Raw genomic sequence first — 15,348 nt, 5'->3', positions numbered from 1 at the left:
CCGGCGGGACCGCCCCCCGATCCGCACCCCGGGCCCCGATCCGGGCCCCAGGAAGGAGACACAGTGGCCGACCTGCGTTTCGACAGCGTCCGCCTCGACGTACGGGACATGGACGCCGCCGAGGCGTTCTACCGCGACGCCCTCGGCTTTCAGCGGGTGTTCCGCTACGACCTGCCGGACGGTGTCATCCAGATGATGGCGCCGGGCGGCCGGCCGCCCGGCGTCGAACTCACCATGCTGCGCGATCTCACCCCGGCCGCCAGCCCGACCGAGCACGTCGCGTTCCTGGCCGATGACGTGCCTTCATGGGTCGAGCGGGTCCGCCGTCTCGGCTACAAGGTGGAGCGGGAGCCGTTCTCCATCGAAGGGGAGACGATGGCGTTCGTCCTCGATCCCGATGGCCACCGGATCGAGTTGAAGCACTACAGCTGAGCGTCCCAGACGACGACGGGCTTGGCGGTGTGTCCCGCCGCCATGTCCCGGAACGTGGCCGTGCCGAAGTCCTCGGGCCGGACCGGGGTGGCCAGGGGGCGCGGATCGAGCACACCGGCGGCGAGCAGCCGCAGCACGGCGTGGAAGTCGGCCCGGAGCGCGCCGAGCGACCAGCTGAGCCGCAGCTCCTTGCCGAACGCCAGGCCGGCGTCCACCGTCAGGGTGCCGCTGTGCTGCGCCGCCACCAGGACGTGCCCGCCACGGGCGACCGCGTCCAGCGCGTCGTGGAAGCCCGCCGCCGTGCCGGACGCCTCCACCACGACCGGGAGTGCGCCGTCCGGGCGGCCGACCGGCAGGCCGAGGTCCGCCGCCAGGGCGGCGCGGACCGGTGCCGGGTCGGCCACCGCCACCTCCAGCCCCCGCGCCCGCAGCAGCAGCGCCACGCCGAGTCCGATGGTGCCGGCGCCGAGCACCAGCGCCGGCCCGTCGCAGGTGACCTTGGCCGCCGCGTGGTGCGCGCAGGCCAGCGGTTCCACCAGGGCCGCGGACACCACGTCGATACGGTCCGGCATCCGCAGCAGCGCCGTCCCCGGCACGGCCACGTACCGCGCCAGACCTCCCGAGCCGTAGGTGTGGCCCAGCAGCAGCAGCCGCTCGCAGTAGCTGGTCCGGCCGGCCGCGCACGGGCCGCAGGCGCCGCAGTGGAACGCCGGGTCGACCACCACGGGCGTCCCCACGGGCCACCCGTCCTCGCTGTGCACGACGGTGCCCGCGATCTCGTGGCCGGGCGAGGTGTCCGGCAGCGTGCCCGGCCGGTCCAGCCGCCCCCGGAAGTCGATGAGGTCGGTGCCGCAGACACCCGCGGCGGCCACCCGGAGCACCGTCCGATCCGCGGGCACGGACCGCTGCCGTACGACGACCTCGCCCGCGGAGGTCAGGGTGTACGCGATCCCCTCGAAGCGCTCAGACACCGGCCACTCCCGCCTTCCGCAGTGCCTGGCGGGTGTCCGTCGCGTCGGTGAACCGGACGCCGATGCCGCCGAGCGCCGCCACCGCGTCGGTGTTGACGCCTTTGTCGTCCACCAGCAGCACCTCCCGCAGTGGCGTGTTCGTGGCGTCCGCCACCAGTTCGAAGAACCGGGGCGAGGGCTTGCGCACGCCCAGCCGGCACGAGGCGAAGACGCCCACGTCCAGTCCGTGCAGGTGGTCCCGTACCACCTCGTCGATCCAGTCGGCGTAGTTCGACCCGATCACGACCGTGTTGACGGCGGTGCAGTCGGACACCAGGTCGCGCATGCCCTCGATCCACGCGTAGCCCTCGCGGCGCACCCGGTGGAACTCCTCGACGTCCCAGTCCAGGCCGCTGTCGATGAGACTGCGCCAGTAGTCGGCCTCGGTGATCTCGCCCCGTTCCAGCCGGTGGTACACGCCGTCCGGGCGCACCGCCTCGAACTCGGCGAACGTCAGCCCGCACGCGGCCTCGTGAGCGCGCAGGAACGGATCGGTCAGCAAGGTGTCCATCAGGTCGAAGACGATGAGCACGGCTCTCCTCATGAGGGGTGTCGCAGGATGACCTTGATCGCGCGGTGGGTCCGGCGCGCGCGGGCGACGGCGAGCGCGCGCTCCACCTCGTCGGGGGCGAACGTGTGGGTGACGAGGCGGCGGCCCAGGTTTGGCGCCGCGGCGAGCAGGCGCACCGCCTCGTCGAGGGAGTCCGCCGCCTCGGGCGGGCGGGGGCTGGGGTCGGCGGCGTGTTCGAGGTGGCCGAGCAGGGTCAGCCCCTTCAGCCACAGCGGGGTCAGGTCGGTGCACTCATCGGGGTTGCCCAGCGTCAGCACCGTGCCGCCCGCGCGGACCGCGCGCATCGCGGTGATCAGTGACGATGACGTACCCCCCGCGTCCACCGCGAGCCCCGGCCCGTCGATGAGCACGTCGGCGCCGCGGGGCCGGGCGCCCGGGAGGTCGGCGGGTGTCCGCACCGGCTCCGCGCCCAGCGCGCGGGCCGCGTCCGCCTGGAAGTCGTGCCGTACCAGGGCGAAGCATCGGCTGCCGGGCAGGACGGACGCCACCGCCACCACGGTGAGCAGCCCCAGTGTGCCGCCGCCGACGATCACGACGTCGTCCCCCGCGTGGTGGCGCACCGAGCGCACCCCGGAGACCGCCACCGACAGTGGCTCGGCCAGGACGGCCGTGCGGTCGGGCAGGTCCGGTGGCAACGGCCGCACCATGGCGGGGTGGGCCCACACCCAGTCGGCCCATCCGCCGCCGAGGTCCGCGCTGAACCCGAGGGACTTGCTCCACCGCACGGTGGGCCGCCAGAAGGACTCGCATTGCCCGAACCGGCCGTTCCGGCACGCCGCGCACAGTGGCTCGTCGCGGGCGGCGCAGGTGACGAGCGGATGCACCACGACCCGCTCGCCGCCGCCGGGACCGTCGGCGAGCACGCCGACCACCTCGTGTCCCGGAACGACTCCGGCCGGGTCCACCGCGCCGTCCACCGGCGCCTCCGCCAGACCGCGCAGGTCGCTGCCGCAGATCCCGGCCGTGGTCACCCGGACCAGCCGCCACCGCGGTCCCGGCCGCGGTGGCACCGGGCCGTGGACGATCCGCGGCCACCATGTGCCGTCCGGGGCGGGCGCCCGCACCACACGCCGGCCGGTCACGGGACCGGCTGGGCGGTGGCGCCGGCGAAGGTGCGGTACAGCCGGTGCGCGGCCGAGCGCACCTCCTCGACCGCCAGGCCGCGGGCCCGGGGCAGGACCGCGCCGGTCCGGCTCTGGTCCGCGCACGTCCAGTACTGGTAACGGCCGCTCACCGGGTTGGGCACCAGGTGGACGGCGAGTCCGTCCTCACCGCGCAGCTCGCCGCACCAGCCCAGCAGCGTGGCGAAGCTCACCGGAACGCCCGACCCGAGGTTGTACACGCCGGGTGGCGGCGGTTGCCGGATCACGTCCAGCAGCGTGTCGACCACCGTCTCCACCGGTACGTAGTCCCGGCACGCCTCCAGTGTGTCGGCGAACAGCCGGAGCGGGACGCCCGTGGCGGCCTGCCGCAGCAGCTGGGAAATGATCGACGCCATGCTGCCCTTGCGTTCCTCGCCGGTGCCGAACACGTTGGTGTACCGGTAGCCGGACCACGGCGCGTCGTCGCCGAACCGCGCCGTCATCTCCTGGTCCAGGGTCAGTTTCGACCAGGCGTAGTCGTTGAGCGGGCCGGTGCAGCGGTCCGGGTCGGCCACGTCCTCCTCGACGACCGCGAACCGGCCGCGGATGGTGCCGTAGACGCTGTGCGAGGAGGCGTAGGCGAAGGGTGTCCCGGCGGCGGCGCACGCCTCGGCCAGGGCCAGCGGCTCGTCGACGTTCACCGCCCGCAGCAGGTCGCGGTCGGTCTCCAGGGTCGAGCTGATCCCTCCCTGGTGCAGCACCGCCCGGTACCGCCCGGCCCGCACATCGGCCAGCAGGCCGGCGTCGCCGGCGGTGGCCGGGACGACACCGTCGGCGGCCGTGCTCTCCTCCCCGGACGGCGCGGGGTCCAGCGCGGTCACGGTGAACCCCGCCCGGCGGCACGCCGCCGCGAGGTGGCCTCCGATGAACCCGGCCGCTCCGGTGACCAGAACCTCCCCGGTCATCGCATCGCCTCCGGCGAGGCGGTGCGCAGCAGGACCTCGCGCACTTTGGCGGTCTTCGCCGCGGCCTCCTGTGCGGTGTCGCGCACGGTGACCTCGCCCAGGGTGCCCAGATAGCCGTCCACCACGCCCACGCTGAGCGCGACCGACCGGGACAGCAGGTCGTCGGTGCGCGGCAGGTCGCCGGGGGCTGCGTTGCGTATCCGTCGCTCGCCGCCCGCGTCGGTCCGGGTGAACTCGGCGTGCAGCTGGCCCGCGCGGGCGTAGTTGTGCTTGGTCGAGGCGTCCAGGGTGGACCCGCCCAGTTCGCGTGCGAACGCCGCCGCCCGCGCCGGATCCTCGAAGATCAGCACATGGGCCGTGCCGCACCAGCCCTCGTCGTGGATGACGCGGTGGCCGACGCCCGGCACACCGTCCAGCCCCTCGCGCACCACGGCCGCCAGTTCGCGGCAGTGTTCCAGTGCGCGGTCGAGCTTGCGCACCTGGGCCAGGCCCAGGGCCGCGGCCAGTTCGTGCATCCGCAGGTTGAGCCCCATCCGCGGGCCGTCCTCGACCAGGCCCGCCCGGTCCGGTGCGAACCCGTGGTCGTGGAAGGCGAACGCCTGCCGGTACACCTCCGGCGACCCGGTGACCAGCAGGCCGCCGTCGCCCGTGGTCATCGTCTTGCCGGTGTTGAACGAGAAGGCCCCGGCCACGCCGATGGTGCCCAGCCGCCGGCCGCGGTACGAACCGCCGCACGCCTGCGCGCAGTCCTCCAGTACGGGTACGCCGTCCGCGACCGCGAGCAGCCGGTCCAGGTCGGCGGGGGCGCCGATCATGTGCACCGGCATGATCGCCTTGGTCCGTGGGGTGAGCTTCGCCGCGACGTCGTCCGGGGCCAGCGTCAGGCTCTCGTCGATCTCGGCCAGCACCGGCCGGGCACCGGTGAAGAGCACCGCCGCGATGGAGGCGATGAAGGTGTAGCCGGGCACGATCACCTCGTCCCCCGGGCCGACGCCGAGACCGGTCAGCCCGGCCACCAGCGCCGAGGTGCAGCTGTTCACGGCCAGCGCGTGCGGGCTGCCGAGCAGGGCGGCCATCTCCCGCTCGAACCGCATCGTCTTGGACACGGCCGACTCGTCGCCGAACCGGTAGCGGCTGAGGTGGCCTTCTCGTAACGCCTCGACGACCTCGCGCTCCTCGGCGTCGTCGATCAGGTACCAGCCTGGACCGGGCACCGCGGCCCTCCGTTCTCTCGACTCTCTCGACGTGTCCTGCAACGTGGCGGCTGATGGGTTACGGCCGCGTGGCCATGGAGCGGCGTGGCCGGCCGGCTCACACCCGGCTCCCGCTGTCGTGGATGCGGGAGATCATGCTGGTGGTGGAGCGGCCCTCGACATAGGGCACGATCACCGTGCGGCCGCCCCACTCGGCGACCAGCGCGGCCTCGGCCACGTCCTCCACGCGGTAGTCGCCGCCCTTGACGTAGATGTCCGGCCTGATGATTTTGAGGACCTCCTCCGGTGTGTCCTCGCCGAACAGCACCACCGCGTCCACCGAGCCGAGCGAGGCCAGCACCGCGGCGCGGTCCTGCTGCGGCACCACCGGCCGGGTCTCGCCCTTGAGCCTGCGCACCGAGTTGTCGTCGTTCAGGCACACCACCAGGCATCCGCCTAGCCGGCGCGCCTGGTCCAGCAGGGCGATGTGGCCGGGGTGGATCAGGTCGAAGCAGCCGCCCGCGGCCACCACCTCCTCGCCCCGCGCCCGCACCCGCGCCAGCAGGGCCGTCAGGTCGCTCTCCGCCGTGCCGCGCTCCGCCACACCCGGCCGCGCCGGCTCCGGCGCGGTGTCGGACACCAGCGCCGACGCACCGCCCGCCGCCACGAACTCGGTCGCGGTGCCGACGGCCGCGGTGACCGCCTCGGCGGGCAGCGCCCGGTCGGCGAGGAGCGAGGCCACCGCGACGGCGAACCGGTCGCCCGCGCCGCAGGTGTCGGCCGCGGTGACCGGGACGCCGGGCACCACCAGCGGGGCGCCGTCGCGGGACTCCAGCAGCACCGCCCCGTTGCCGCCGCGGGTGATCACCACGCCGCCCGCCCGCCACCGGTCCAGCAGTGTGCCGGCCCGGTCGACGTCGCCCACCAGGCCCGTGCCGGTCCCGCCCGCGAAGTGGGCGGCCTCCTGGGAGTTGGGGGTGACCAGCCGGACACCGGACACCGGTTCGGCGCCGCGCGGGTGCGGATCCCATACGACGGGTGTCCGGGGCGCGGCGGCGGTCAGCGCCGCGCGCACGGACTCGTCGAACGTGACCCCGCGCCCGTAGTCGGACACCAGCACCGCGGCGGCGCCGAGCAGCAGGTCCCGCTCGGCCTCGGTCAGCCGGCGGCGTAATCGGACCCTGCGGTCGGAGGCGCGGCTGAGCATCAGCAGCGAGCGGTCCTCCGTCCGCACCCGGGACTTGACCGGGGTCGTGCCGTCGGCGCCGAGGTCGATCACGTGCACATCGTGCGCGCGCAGCAAGTCGGCCAGCTCGCCGCCTTCCTGATCCGCCGACAGGGCCGTGACCAGCACCACCGGCCGGTCGTCACGGGCGGCGAGCAGCGCCGCGAGGCCGGCGCCACCGGGGCGCGCCCGCACCTGCGCGTTGTCCACCGTCGGCACCGGCGCCTCGGGCGACAGCCGCCGCACCACGCCCACGATGTCGTGGTCGAGCAGCGCGTCGCCCACCACCACCAGGGGCGCCGGACCGTCCCGGCGCCGCTCGGGCGCACGGCTGGACGCGCCGAGGGCCACGTCCACCTCCGCGCACAGCACATGCACGGCGACCAGGTGGCACTCCTGGATGGTCGCCGTGCCCTCCGCCCGCACCGCCAGCACCTCGTCGCACAGCTCCGCCAGCGGGTTGGGTTCGGGCCCGGTCAGGCCCCATACGGTCAGCCCGGCCTCGTGGGCGGCCCGTGCCGCGCACAGCAGGTTCTCGCTGCGCCCGGACGTGGACAGCACCACCAGGATGTCGCCGGGCCTGCCGTGCGCCCGGACCTGGCGGGCGAACACCTCGTCGAAGCCGTAGTCGTTGCCGATGGCGGTGACGCTGGAGGTCTCGGCGTGCAGCGCGATGGCCGACAGCGGTTCGCGTTCGTCCCGCAGCCTGCCCACCAGCTCCGAGGTCAGGTGCTGGGCCTCGGCGGCCGATCCGCCGTTGCCCGCGGCCAGCAGCCGCCCGCCACCGCCCAGCACGTGCGCCAGCGACCTGCCCCAGCTCTCCAGCAGGGGCAGGTCGAGACCGGCCAGCGAGCGCCGGAGCCTGGCCACGTGCTGGGGGCCGGTTTCCATGTGGTTCATGTGCCCCCTCCCATCGAGGCGCGCGCGGGCTCGACGCCCCGCTCGCGGATTTCGGTGATCGTCAGGACGCGGTCCGGTGTGCCCGCCGAGGTGGCGTGGCGCACCTCACCGCAGAAGACCCGGCAGCCGCCCGCGACGCAGGACGCGGTGACGGCCACCTCCAGCACGCCCACCACGCCGCCGAGGACCGGTGCGCCCAGGGCGCCCGCCGACCACGGCACCCTGGCGAACCGGTCCCCGTCCGCGGCGAACACCCGCGCGGTGGCCAGGTCGTCGGCGGCCAGCACATGCAGCGCGGCGACGCCGCTGCCCGCCACCGCGCGCTCGGTGCGCGAGCCCGCGGTGAGCGCGAACGCCACCACACCCGCGTCGTAGCCGACCGGCATGACGGAGCCGACGAGGCATCCGCGCGGCTCGTCGCCGTCCCGGCTGGTGACCACCACACAGCTGGTGAGGAGGGTGTCGAGGAGGGCGTCGCCGGTCATCCCCGCTCCCCCAGCACATCCGGGACCACATCGGCCACCCGGGTGCGGAACAGCGCGTTGCCGCCGGGCCACACCTCCGGGTTGCCGGGGTCGACGCCGGCCTCCGCGGCGCGCGAGGCGAGGAACGCGGCGCTGGGCACCAGCAGTTCCACCGGCGCCCAGGCGTCGTCGCACCCGGCCTGCCACACCGTGGCCTCGACCGCCGGCGGGAGCGAGTCGACCGTGCCGCGCACCAGTGGCGCCCAGCGCCGCTCGGCCAGCACCAGCACGCTCGTCGACCCGGCGTTGCGGTAGAGGCCGACGTGCCTGCCGTGGCCGAGGTTGCGCAGGTCGCTGATGGTGACCGACCCCAGTCCCGCCTCCATGACCCGCGTTTCCAGGTCCACCGCGACATTGCGCAGACCGGGTGTGTAGAGGCAGAGCAGGCGCGGCCTTGTGATGTCCGCGTCCGCGCGCAGGAGTCCGCCCACGACCCAGCGCGCCACCACCTCGTCCGGGTCCGGCGCGCCCTCGTCCGCTCCCAGCAGGGTCAGCGCGCCCAGGCTCAGGCTGAGCACCGAGTTGGTCGCGATCCATCCGTCGCGTCCCGGCCGGGGCGCGGACACGATCGCCAACCGGTCCGTCAGACGGTCCCGCAGCTCCTCGGCGGTCCGGTTCGACAGCACCACGGCGCGGGCCCGGCCGGCCGCGGCGAGGTCGGCGGCCAGCAGGGCGTCGGGGTGGCTCATGCTGTCGGAGATCACCACGACGGTGCCGAACTCCACCGGCGACAGGGCGAACTCCACCGGCGTGAGCACGGCTGCCGGCTGCCGCCACCGGCGTTCGTAGGCCGCGGCGGCCAGGTGCGCCACCGCGAGCGAGCCGCCCGAGGCGACGAACGCCGCCGGGCCGCCCAGCCGCCCGGTCAGCGCGCCGAGTTCCGCCTCGCCCCGCCACCGCTGCCAGGCGCGCCAGGTGGCGCCGAGGGTGGCGATCTCCTCTTCGTAGGTACGATCCACTGGTCCTCCCGGACAGCTCCCCGAGTACGGCGGGACCGGCGCGTCAGGGCGTGCCGGCGCCGCGGTCGACGGCGGTGGCCCCGCTGCTGGAGACGGCCTGATCGGTCATGTGTGCTGCTCCTCGTGGTGGGTGCCGGTCGGCTTCTGCTGCCCGTGGTCGACGTCCGCGCCCGGGTCGCACTTCAGGCCGTGGACGATCTGCAACCTCGCCAGGAGTTGCGGCCCGCCGTCCTGGGCGCCGCGGAACTCGGCGTCCAGCCAGGTGCGGTAGTCGCGGGTGTAGCGCTCCTCGAAGATGCGGCGGGACAGCCGGAATCCCAGTGGGCGTCCCACCGCCTTGGCGGCGTAGAAGGTGTCGAAGCACAGCGCGCAGTCGCCGCACCACGGCGCGGCGCCGGTGCGGCCGCAGCCCTCCAGCTGGTGCTCGGCGCCCGGTGGCAGCGCGGCCAGCAGCCGTTCGCGGGTGAGGTCGCCGCAGACCGTGCGCAGCCGCAGCGCCGGGTGGAACTCGTTCCACCGCGCGAGGAACTCCAGGTCCGCGTCGAGGTCCGTCGGGCCGGGCGGGCCGGCGGGCGCGGCCAGGGCGGCGCGCCGGGCGACACCGACGTAGGAGCACGCCGCGCCGCGGTGCGCCGACAGTACGGCGAGGGTGAACAGCAGCGGTGCACCACCGCGGTGCGGTTCGACCTCGGCCGCGAAGCCGTGGTAGCTCAGTCGCGTGGGCGACAGGTGGTTCACCAGCAGGTCGGTGTAGGCCGAGGCGAGACCGCCCGAGCACCACTGCGCGACCTCCCCAGTGGGTTCGGGGAACGCCAGGCCCGCGGCGGGGCCGGCCTCGACGCGGACCTCGCCGCCCCGCAGCCACCCCGCGTACCAGGACCAGAACGGTGTCCCCGCGTCCGCGGGCACCACCAGCCGCTCGCACCCCGGCGACACCAGTTCGCGGCGCAGGCGGAAGTAGGTCGCCGCGGCGGTGGCGGTGACGCCCGCGCCGGTTGCCGTCATGGTCATCACCGGTTGGTGAGGTAGGCCACGGACACGGCCAGCTGGTCGGCGAGCAGTTCGGGCTGGCAGTGCGGTTCCAGCGTGAACGGTCCGTCGTAGCCCGCGCCCTCCAGCCGGTCGAGCACGTCGTCCCAGGGCACCTCGCCGGTGCCCAGCTCGACGGTCTGGTAGGTGTGGTCGCCGTCGGTGTAGGTGTTCCAGCCCGCCGCCGCGCCGTCGTGTCCGGGTCCGACCGTGATCACGTCCTTGACGTGTACGTATCCGACGTGTGGTGCGAGCAGCGCGGCCGCCTTGGCGACCTCCTCGCCCGCGCAGGCGAAGTTCGCCGCGTCGAAGTTGAGCCGGAACGCGGGGTGGTCGATGACCTCGGCCAGGTGCAGCAGCGACGCGGCCCGCCGGGAGATGTCGTAGTGCTCGGGGTCGTGCCCGAAGCCGTCGAACTCGTTCTCCAGCACGATCAGCACGCCCGCTTCCGCCGCCTGGTCCAGCAGCGGGGCGACCAGCCCCGCGTAGGTGCGGGCGGCGTGGCGGTCGTCGCCGTCGCCACCGTGGCCGAAGTAGGTGTTGACGCGTCCCGCGCCCAGCTCATGTGCGATCCGGATGCTCGATTCGATGAGCCGGCGCCCGGTGCCGGTCTCCTCCCCGTGCAGATAACTGGGCGAGGACACGCAGGCCACCCGCACCCCGACGGCCCGCAGCGCCGCGCCGACCTCGGCCGCGTCGTCCTCGGTCACCTGCCACGGCGACCACAGCTCCAGTGCGGACACGCCGAGGTCCCGCAGCACCGTCAGCCGGTCGAGTGAGTCCACCAGCGGTCCTGTTCCGACGAACTCCGGTGCGGCGACAGTCAGTTCACGGGATGGCATGGGTACTCCCTCACTGCGCGGGAAGGACATTCCGCACGGCTTTCGCGATCACTTCGGGGGGCAGGTCCAGGTGGCACGGCGCGTCGCAGGTGTCGTAGTGACGGGTGCAGTTGCCCTGGAGCGGTCGCTGGTTCGGGCAGCGCGCGCCCACCGCGCTCTGTACGGCCACGGCGGTGCGGGACCGGGGCCGCCACACCCGTGCGTCGGTCGACAGGAAAACGGACACCACCGGGGTGCCGCACGCCGCGGCGACGTGGCCGACGCCGGTGTCGTTGGCCACGAGCACCGACAGCGTGCTCAGCCGCGCCACGAGCTCACGCACACCTCCCGCCGGGGCGAGGACCAGGCGGTGCCGCGGGACCACCGCCGCCAGCCGCTCGGCCAGATCGAGCGTGAGATCCAGCTCATCACCGCCGGAGCCGCTCAGCACCACGAACGTCACATCGTCCGCCGCCAGTTCGCGGGCCAGGCCCAGCCACCGGTCGGTCGGCCAGCGCTTGGCGGTCGAGCTGGCGCTGCTGAACAGGCCGACGAGCGGTTGGTCGCGGTGTCCGCGAGGGGGCGGTGCCGGTCCGCGAAGCCACTCGTCGGGTGCGGGCGCCACCGTGAGCCCGGCGGCGGCGAGCACCCTCGCCATGCGCTCCCGGACGTGCAGCGGGCCCACGTCGTCCACCTCGTACAGATCGTGCCAGCGCAGCCGGAGCCCGCTGCGCCCGCACCAGTCCCGGAACTCCGCGTACCGTCCGTCGACGGCGAGGTCGGGATTACGGAAGTTCACCACGGTGTCCAATCGGTGTCGTTCGATGAACTCCGCGATGTCCGTCCAGTCCGAGCGGTCGAACCGTCGCCATCGCGACGGCGCCAGACCGACCAGGCCACGCAGGCCGGCGGCGTCCAGCAGTTCCGGGTCGCGCAGCAGGGCGTTCTCCAGGTAGGTGTAGCGGACCCGTGGATTCGCCTCCTCCATGCCGCGCAGCACCGGCACTGCCAGACAGGCGCTGCCCAAACCGGTGAAGTCGACGATGTACAGGCGGCCCGCCGCGGGCTCAGTCGACAAAGTCGATCTTGTCGAAATCGAGGGTGTGCATGCCCTCGCTCTGCTTCATCAGCAGATAGTCATAGGCCCGCCGGCTCACCTGGTAGGACATCGCCACCTGGTCGACTATGCGGTACCCCAGTTTCTCCATCGCCCCGCGCTTGCTGGGATTGTTCGACAGCAGGGTGACGTTCTTGGACACTTTGAGGTCTTTCATCGCCACTGCCGCCAGGGAGTAGTCGCGCAGGTCGCGTGGCAGGCCGAGCGAGGAATACGCCTGGTAGGAATTGATGCCCTCCAAGCGCTGCCGCTCCATGCCGCGGATCTTGAGGTCCAGCCCGGCGCCGCGGCCCTCCTGATACAGGTAGACCACGAGGCCCGCGCCGCGCCGGTTGATCTCGTCGAGGGCGGTGGCCAATTGCGGCCCGCAGTCACAGTCGCAGGCGAGTAATGCCTCGCCGAAGACGCACGACGAGTGAAGCCGAACGGCTGTGCCGTCCTTTCCGAGCTCACCCTGAGAGATGGAGAGGCACCGCTCCGGGCCGTCCGCGCCGTGCGTGGCGACATCGAAGGTGCCGTGTGCGGTTTGCAGGACGGTACTGGCCAGTATCACTGATCATCTCCTGACGATGCGTACGAGCCGTGCCCGGCCGGATGCGCGCGTGAGAGTGCGGTTCGTCGAGTCACCGGCCGACGAAATCGTTGAACTCCACCAGATGCCCGTCGGGATCGCGGACGAAGGCGACGGTCTCGTCACCGATCTGCCACGGTTCCCTCTCCACCTCGTAGCCGAGAGCGCGGACGCGTTCCAGCAGGCCGCGGACGTCGTCGACGGCGAACGCCAGGTGTTCCGTCGCACTCGGGCGGGGCTCCAGCCCGTGCTCGAACCACAGCTCGACTCCGGGTGGTGCTCCGCCGGGACCCATCTGCAGGATGACACCATTCTCGGTTTCATACCGGACGATCCGCCGCAGTCCCAATGCCTCCGAGTAGAACCGTTCGGCCCGGTCGATGTCTTTGACATCGACCCGAAGGTGGTCGAGACGCACTCCTACCACGGGATTCCCCCCTCGGACGGCTGCGTTGAGGCTAGGGGCAATCTTTATGAGCCGTGATGTGCGCGTCTAGGGCGGGGTACCGTCACCATGCTGCACTGCCTCAACATGACGACCACCGGACGCGGCGCGGACGATGATCCGGAGGCACAAACCGTGGGAATACCTCCCGCAAACCGCCCGGAATCAGCCGTTCCACTATCGCGGTCGCGGTGGACGGTCCAAAGATCACGCCTATTGGGACGGGCGCCGGGTCCGGGGCGGGCGGCCGATCCCTGGATTTGCCAACTAGTTATGCGGGTAACGATTCAGCGTCGGTAGGCGGAAACCGGAGGCCGCGCTGTCTCTCCAAGAGGAACTAGGTGGTGTCGTGCCGGGTGCGGAACGGGGGCACAGTGATCCACGCGTCATTTCCACTCTGGACGACATTAGCTGGGTCGTCTATCGATGGGTCCTCGACCGGGGACGCACGGAAGTCGACGCGATTCCCGAGCAGCTGGGACTGAGTGTTCCCCTCTTCAACCAATGTCTGGAACGGCTCCTGCGGCTGCGGCTGCTGCACACGGACGGGAAGGGGCGGCTGGTCGCGGGCAGGCCGGATGCCGTAGCGGCGAACATCGTGGGCCCGCTGGAGAAGCAGATCGTGGAGTTCCGTGATGAGGCGGACCGGCTGAACGACGATTTCCGCAGGCTGATGTCCATGTACCGGCGGCACCGCAAGCGACATATGCGGCGCGGGAGCGACACCATCGGCATGATTCCGGAGGGCGTCGGGATCAACCTGCTGGTCAGCGAGATCGCCGAGGGCAGCGTACGGGAAGTGCTGCTGCTGCACGCCGGGACGGAGGGCTTCGGCGGTCTGCTCAACCAGGTGCTGGCGGAGACCCCGTCATTGTCCAAGCGCGGTGTGCGGGTGCGGGCGGTGTGCGCGGCCGAGGTGCTGGACGACGACTGGGCGGCGCGGCGCTGCGCATCGACCGCCGCCCGTGCCGGAGCGCAGGTGCGCGTCGTGCCCCAGGTGGCGGGGCCCCTGGTGGTCCTGGACGAGCATGCCGCGTTCATCCCGGCCGCGGGAGGCCGGGCGGGCAGCGCGGTCGTGGTCCGGCAGACCACGGTGCTGGACATGCTCCGGGGCGCCTTCGAACAGCACTGGTCGGAGGCGGTGTCGCCGGCCGAGCAGGCCGAGCTCGACGCCGAGGCGCTGACCGGTGACGAGGTCAAGCGCCGCATTCTCCATCTGCTCGTCCAGGGCGCTCGCGACGGCGTGATCGCCCGTCGGGTCGGGATATCGGTACGGACGTGCCGCAGGCACATCGCCGAGTTGGTCGAACAGGTCGGTGCGGAAAGCCGGTTGCAGGCGGGGTTTTTGATGGCCGGCCGTGATTGAGCACGGTGATCTGAAACGGGTCAGGAGCGTGAGCTAGGACAATCCGCCCTCCGTGGATTCGCGGATCCGCAGGGTGTGCCCGATCAGAATCTCCCTGGCCGGCCGGTCGGGCACATCGATCCGTTCCAGCAACAGACGCACCGCGCTGCGGGCCATGGCGGCTTTGTCCGAGGCGACGCTGCTCAGGTTCGGCGTGCTGAACTCCGCGGCCTCGAAGTCGTCGAAACCCATGACGGCGACGTCGTCGGGGACCCGCAGTCCGCGTTCGTGCAGCGTCCGTAACGCCCCCAGAGCCAGTGCGTCGTTGAAGCAGAACACCGCGTCCGGCGCGTCGGGCTCCTCCAGCAGCGAGCGCATCGCCTGCGCCCCCTCGCGCAGGTGGTAGCGGGCGGTTCCCTTCTCCAGCCGGCTGTCCACCGGCAGCCCGGCCGCTGCCAGCGCCTGGCGGTAACCCGTATGCCGCAGTAATGGCGTGCCGGTGCACGGCTCGGGCTGGATGCCGATGGCCGCGATGCGCCGCCGGCCGCCGCGTACCAGATGGGTGACGGCTTCCCGGGCGGCCGCGACATTGTCGATGCCCACATAGTCGGCGGAACAGCCGCTGGGGCGTTCCCCGATGAAGACGAACCGCATGTCCGCGCGCCCGGCGAACGCGCGGCCGTGCGGAGCGAGCGGGCTCACCACCACCCCGTCGACGAACCGGTCGCCGAGATGGTCGATGACCGCCTCCTCCCGCCGCCTGTCCCCCAGGGTCTGCTCGATGAGCAAGGTACGGCCGTGCTCCTCGACCGCCATGAGCAACTGCCGGCTGAGTTCGGCAAAGTAGGACATAGGTAATTCGGGGACGATGATCCCGATGATGCCGGTACTGCCCCGGCGCAGATTCCGGGCCGATCTGTTCGGTCGGAAGTCGAGCTCCTGGATGGCCCGCTGAACCCGCTTTCTCGTCACCGGGCTCACGTGCACATACCCATTGACCACGTTGGACACGGTTTTCGGGGAAACCTCGGCGAGGTTCGCCACGTCCTTGATGGTGACACTTCTCGCGCGACCGCGTGGCGTCACATCTCTCCCTCCCGACTCACACGACGCTGACCAGCCCGGTCACGGGAGACCGCCGGACACCGTACCGTCCGTG

General features: G+C 72.5%; 16 protein-coding genes and 1 pseudogene. 2 read left to right on the top strand and 15 right to left on the bottom strand.

Translation table 11 applies throughout. The annotated features are described in order from the left end of the window. Positions 1-63: 63 nt before the first annotated feature. Positions 64-432 carry a VOC family protein gene (locus PS467_RS34405; RefSeq protein WP_311038482.1) on the top strand — a complete coding sequence of 123 codons (369 nt, stop codon included), beginning with the start codon at positions 64-66 and terminating at the stop codon, positions 430-432. On the opposite strand, the gene PS467_RS34400 is transcribed toward PS467_RS34405, so the two are convergent. The 14 genes and pseudogenes from PS467_RS34400 to PS467_RS34335 form a co-directional block, all read right to left on the bottom strand. Beyond that, a complete protein-coding gene (locus PS467_RS34400) occupies positions 423-1,403 on the bottom strand; it encodes a zinc-dependent alcohol dehydrogenase (RefSeq protein ID WP_311038481.1) in 981 nt (326 codons plus the stop codon). The genes PS467_RS34405 and PS467_RS34400 overlap by 10 nt on opposite strands. Then, entirely contained in the window at positions 1,396-1,986 is a 591-nt protein-coding gene (locus PS467_RS34395; RefSeq protein WP_311038480.1) for an HAD family hydrolase, read from the bottom strand. Before PS467_RS34395 ends, PS467_RS34400 begins: the two co-directional genes overlap by 8 nt. After that, positions 1,983-3,095, bottom strand: a complete 1,113-nt coding sequence (locus tag PS467_RS34390; protein ID WP_311038479.1) for a zinc-dependent alcohol dehydrogenase — start codon at positions 3,093-3,095, stop codon at positions 1,983-1,985. The genes PS467_RS34395 and PS467_RS34390 overlap by 4 nt, the downstream gene beginning before the upstream one ends. Continuing rightward, positions 3,092-4,060, bottom strand: coding sequence for an NAD-dependent epimerase/dehydratase family protein (locus tag PS467_RS34385; protein ID WP_311038478.1), 969 nt, complete (start codon positions 4,058-4,060; stop codon positions 3,092-3,094). Before PS467_RS34385 ends, PS467_RS34390 begins: the two co-directional genes overlap by 4 nt. Further along, positions 4,057-5,274 carry a DegT/DnrJ/EryC1/StrS family aminotransferase gene (locus PS467_RS34380; RefSeq protein ID WP_311038477.1) on the bottom strand — a complete coding sequence of 406 codons (1,218 nt, stop codon included), beginning with the start codon at positions 5,272-5,274 and terminating at the stop codon, positions 4,057-4,059. Before PS467_RS34380 ends, PS467_RS34385 begins: the two co-directional genes overlap by 4 nt. Before the next feature lie 97 nt (positions 5,275-5,371). Beyond that, positions 5,372-6,829, bottom strand: coding sequence for a D-glycero-beta-D-manno-heptose 1-phosphate adenylyltransferase (gene rfaE2 / locus PS467_RS34375; RefSeq protein WP_349256491.1), 1,458 nt, complete (start codon positions 6,827-6,829; stop codon positions 5,372-5,374). Beyond that, positions 6,815-7,378, bottom strand: a pseudogene (locus tag PS467_RS34370) (D-sedoheptulose-7-phosphate isomerase); the annotation flags it as partial. The gene rfaE2 and the pseudogene PS467_RS34370, both read right to left, overlap by 15 nt. After that, entirely contained in the window at positions 7,375-7,863 is a 489-nt protein-coding gene (locus PS467_RS34365) for a flavin reductase family protein (RefSeq protein WP_268975589.1), read from the bottom strand. The gene PS467_RS34365 and the pseudogene PS467_RS34370, both read right to left, overlap by 4 nt. Next, entirely contained in the window at positions 7,860-8,861 is a 1,002-nt protein-coding gene (locus PS467_RS34360) for a hypothetical protein (RefSeq protein ID WP_311038476.1), read from the bottom strand. Before PS467_RS34360 ends, PS467_RS34365 begins: the two co-directional genes overlap by 4 nt. A gap of 105 nt (positions 8,862-8,966) precedes the next feature. Beyond that, a complete protein-coding gene (locus PS467_RS34355; protein WP_311038475.1) occupies positions 8,967-9,872 on the bottom strand; it encodes a hypothetical protein in 906 nt (301 codons plus the stop codon). Then, entirely contained in the window at positions 9,872-10,732 is an 861-nt protein-coding gene (locus PS467_RS34350; protein WP_311038474.1) for a sugar phosphate isomerase/epimerase family protein, read from the bottom strand. The genes PS467_RS34355 and PS467_RS34350 overlap by 1 nt, the downstream gene beginning before the upstream one ends. Before the next feature lie 10 nt (positions 10,733-10,742). Continuing rightward, the gene (locus PS467_RS34345; RefSeq protein WP_311038473.1) at positions 10,743-11,789 is read right to left on the bottom strand and encodes a glycosyltransferase family 9 protein; all 1,047 of its coding nucleotides are present in this window, start codon (positions 11,787-11,789) and stop codon (positions 10,743-10,745) included. Next, entirely contained in the window at positions 11,779-12,381 is a 603-nt protein-coding gene (locus PS467_RS34340) for a GTP cyclohydrolase II (protein WP_268975583.1), read from the bottom strand. The genes PS467_RS34345 and PS467_RS34340 overlap by 11 nt, the downstream gene beginning before the upstream one ends. Positions 12,382-12,451: 70 nt before the next feature. Next, positions 12,452-12,826 (bottom strand): VOC family protein, encoded by a 375-nt coding sequence (locus tag PS467_RS34335; RefSeq protein WP_268975582.1) that lies wholly within the window; start codon positions 12,824-12,826, stop codon positions 12,452-12,454. 367 nt (positions 12,827-13,193) lie between these two features. Here PS467_RS34335 and PS467_RS34330 point away from each other — a divergent pair, with 367 nt between their 5' ends. Next, positions 13,194-14,210 (top strand): hypothetical protein, encoded by a 1,017-nt coding sequence (locus PS467_RS34330; RefSeq protein ID WP_311038472.1) that lies wholly within the window; start codon positions 13,194-13,196, stop codon positions 14,208-14,210. A 33-nt stretch (positions 14,211-14,243) separates the two neighbouring features. Here the strand turns inward: PS467_RS34330 and PS467_RS34325 are convergent, their stop codons facing one another. After that, positions 14,244-15,233, bottom strand: coding sequence for a LacI family DNA-binding transcriptional regulator (locus tag PS467_RS34325; RefSeq protein ID WP_311038471.1), 990 nt, complete (start codon positions 15,231-15,233; stop codon positions 14,244-14,246). Positions 15,234-15,348 lie beyond the last annotated feature (115 nt).

Source organism: Streptomyces luomodiensis (assembly GCF_031679605.1).
Lineage (GTDB): Bacteria > Actinomycetota > Actinomycetes > Streptomycetales > Streptomycetaceae > Streptomyces > Streptomyces luomodiensis.
This window is presented reverse-complemented; position numbering and strand designations above follow the sequence as displayed.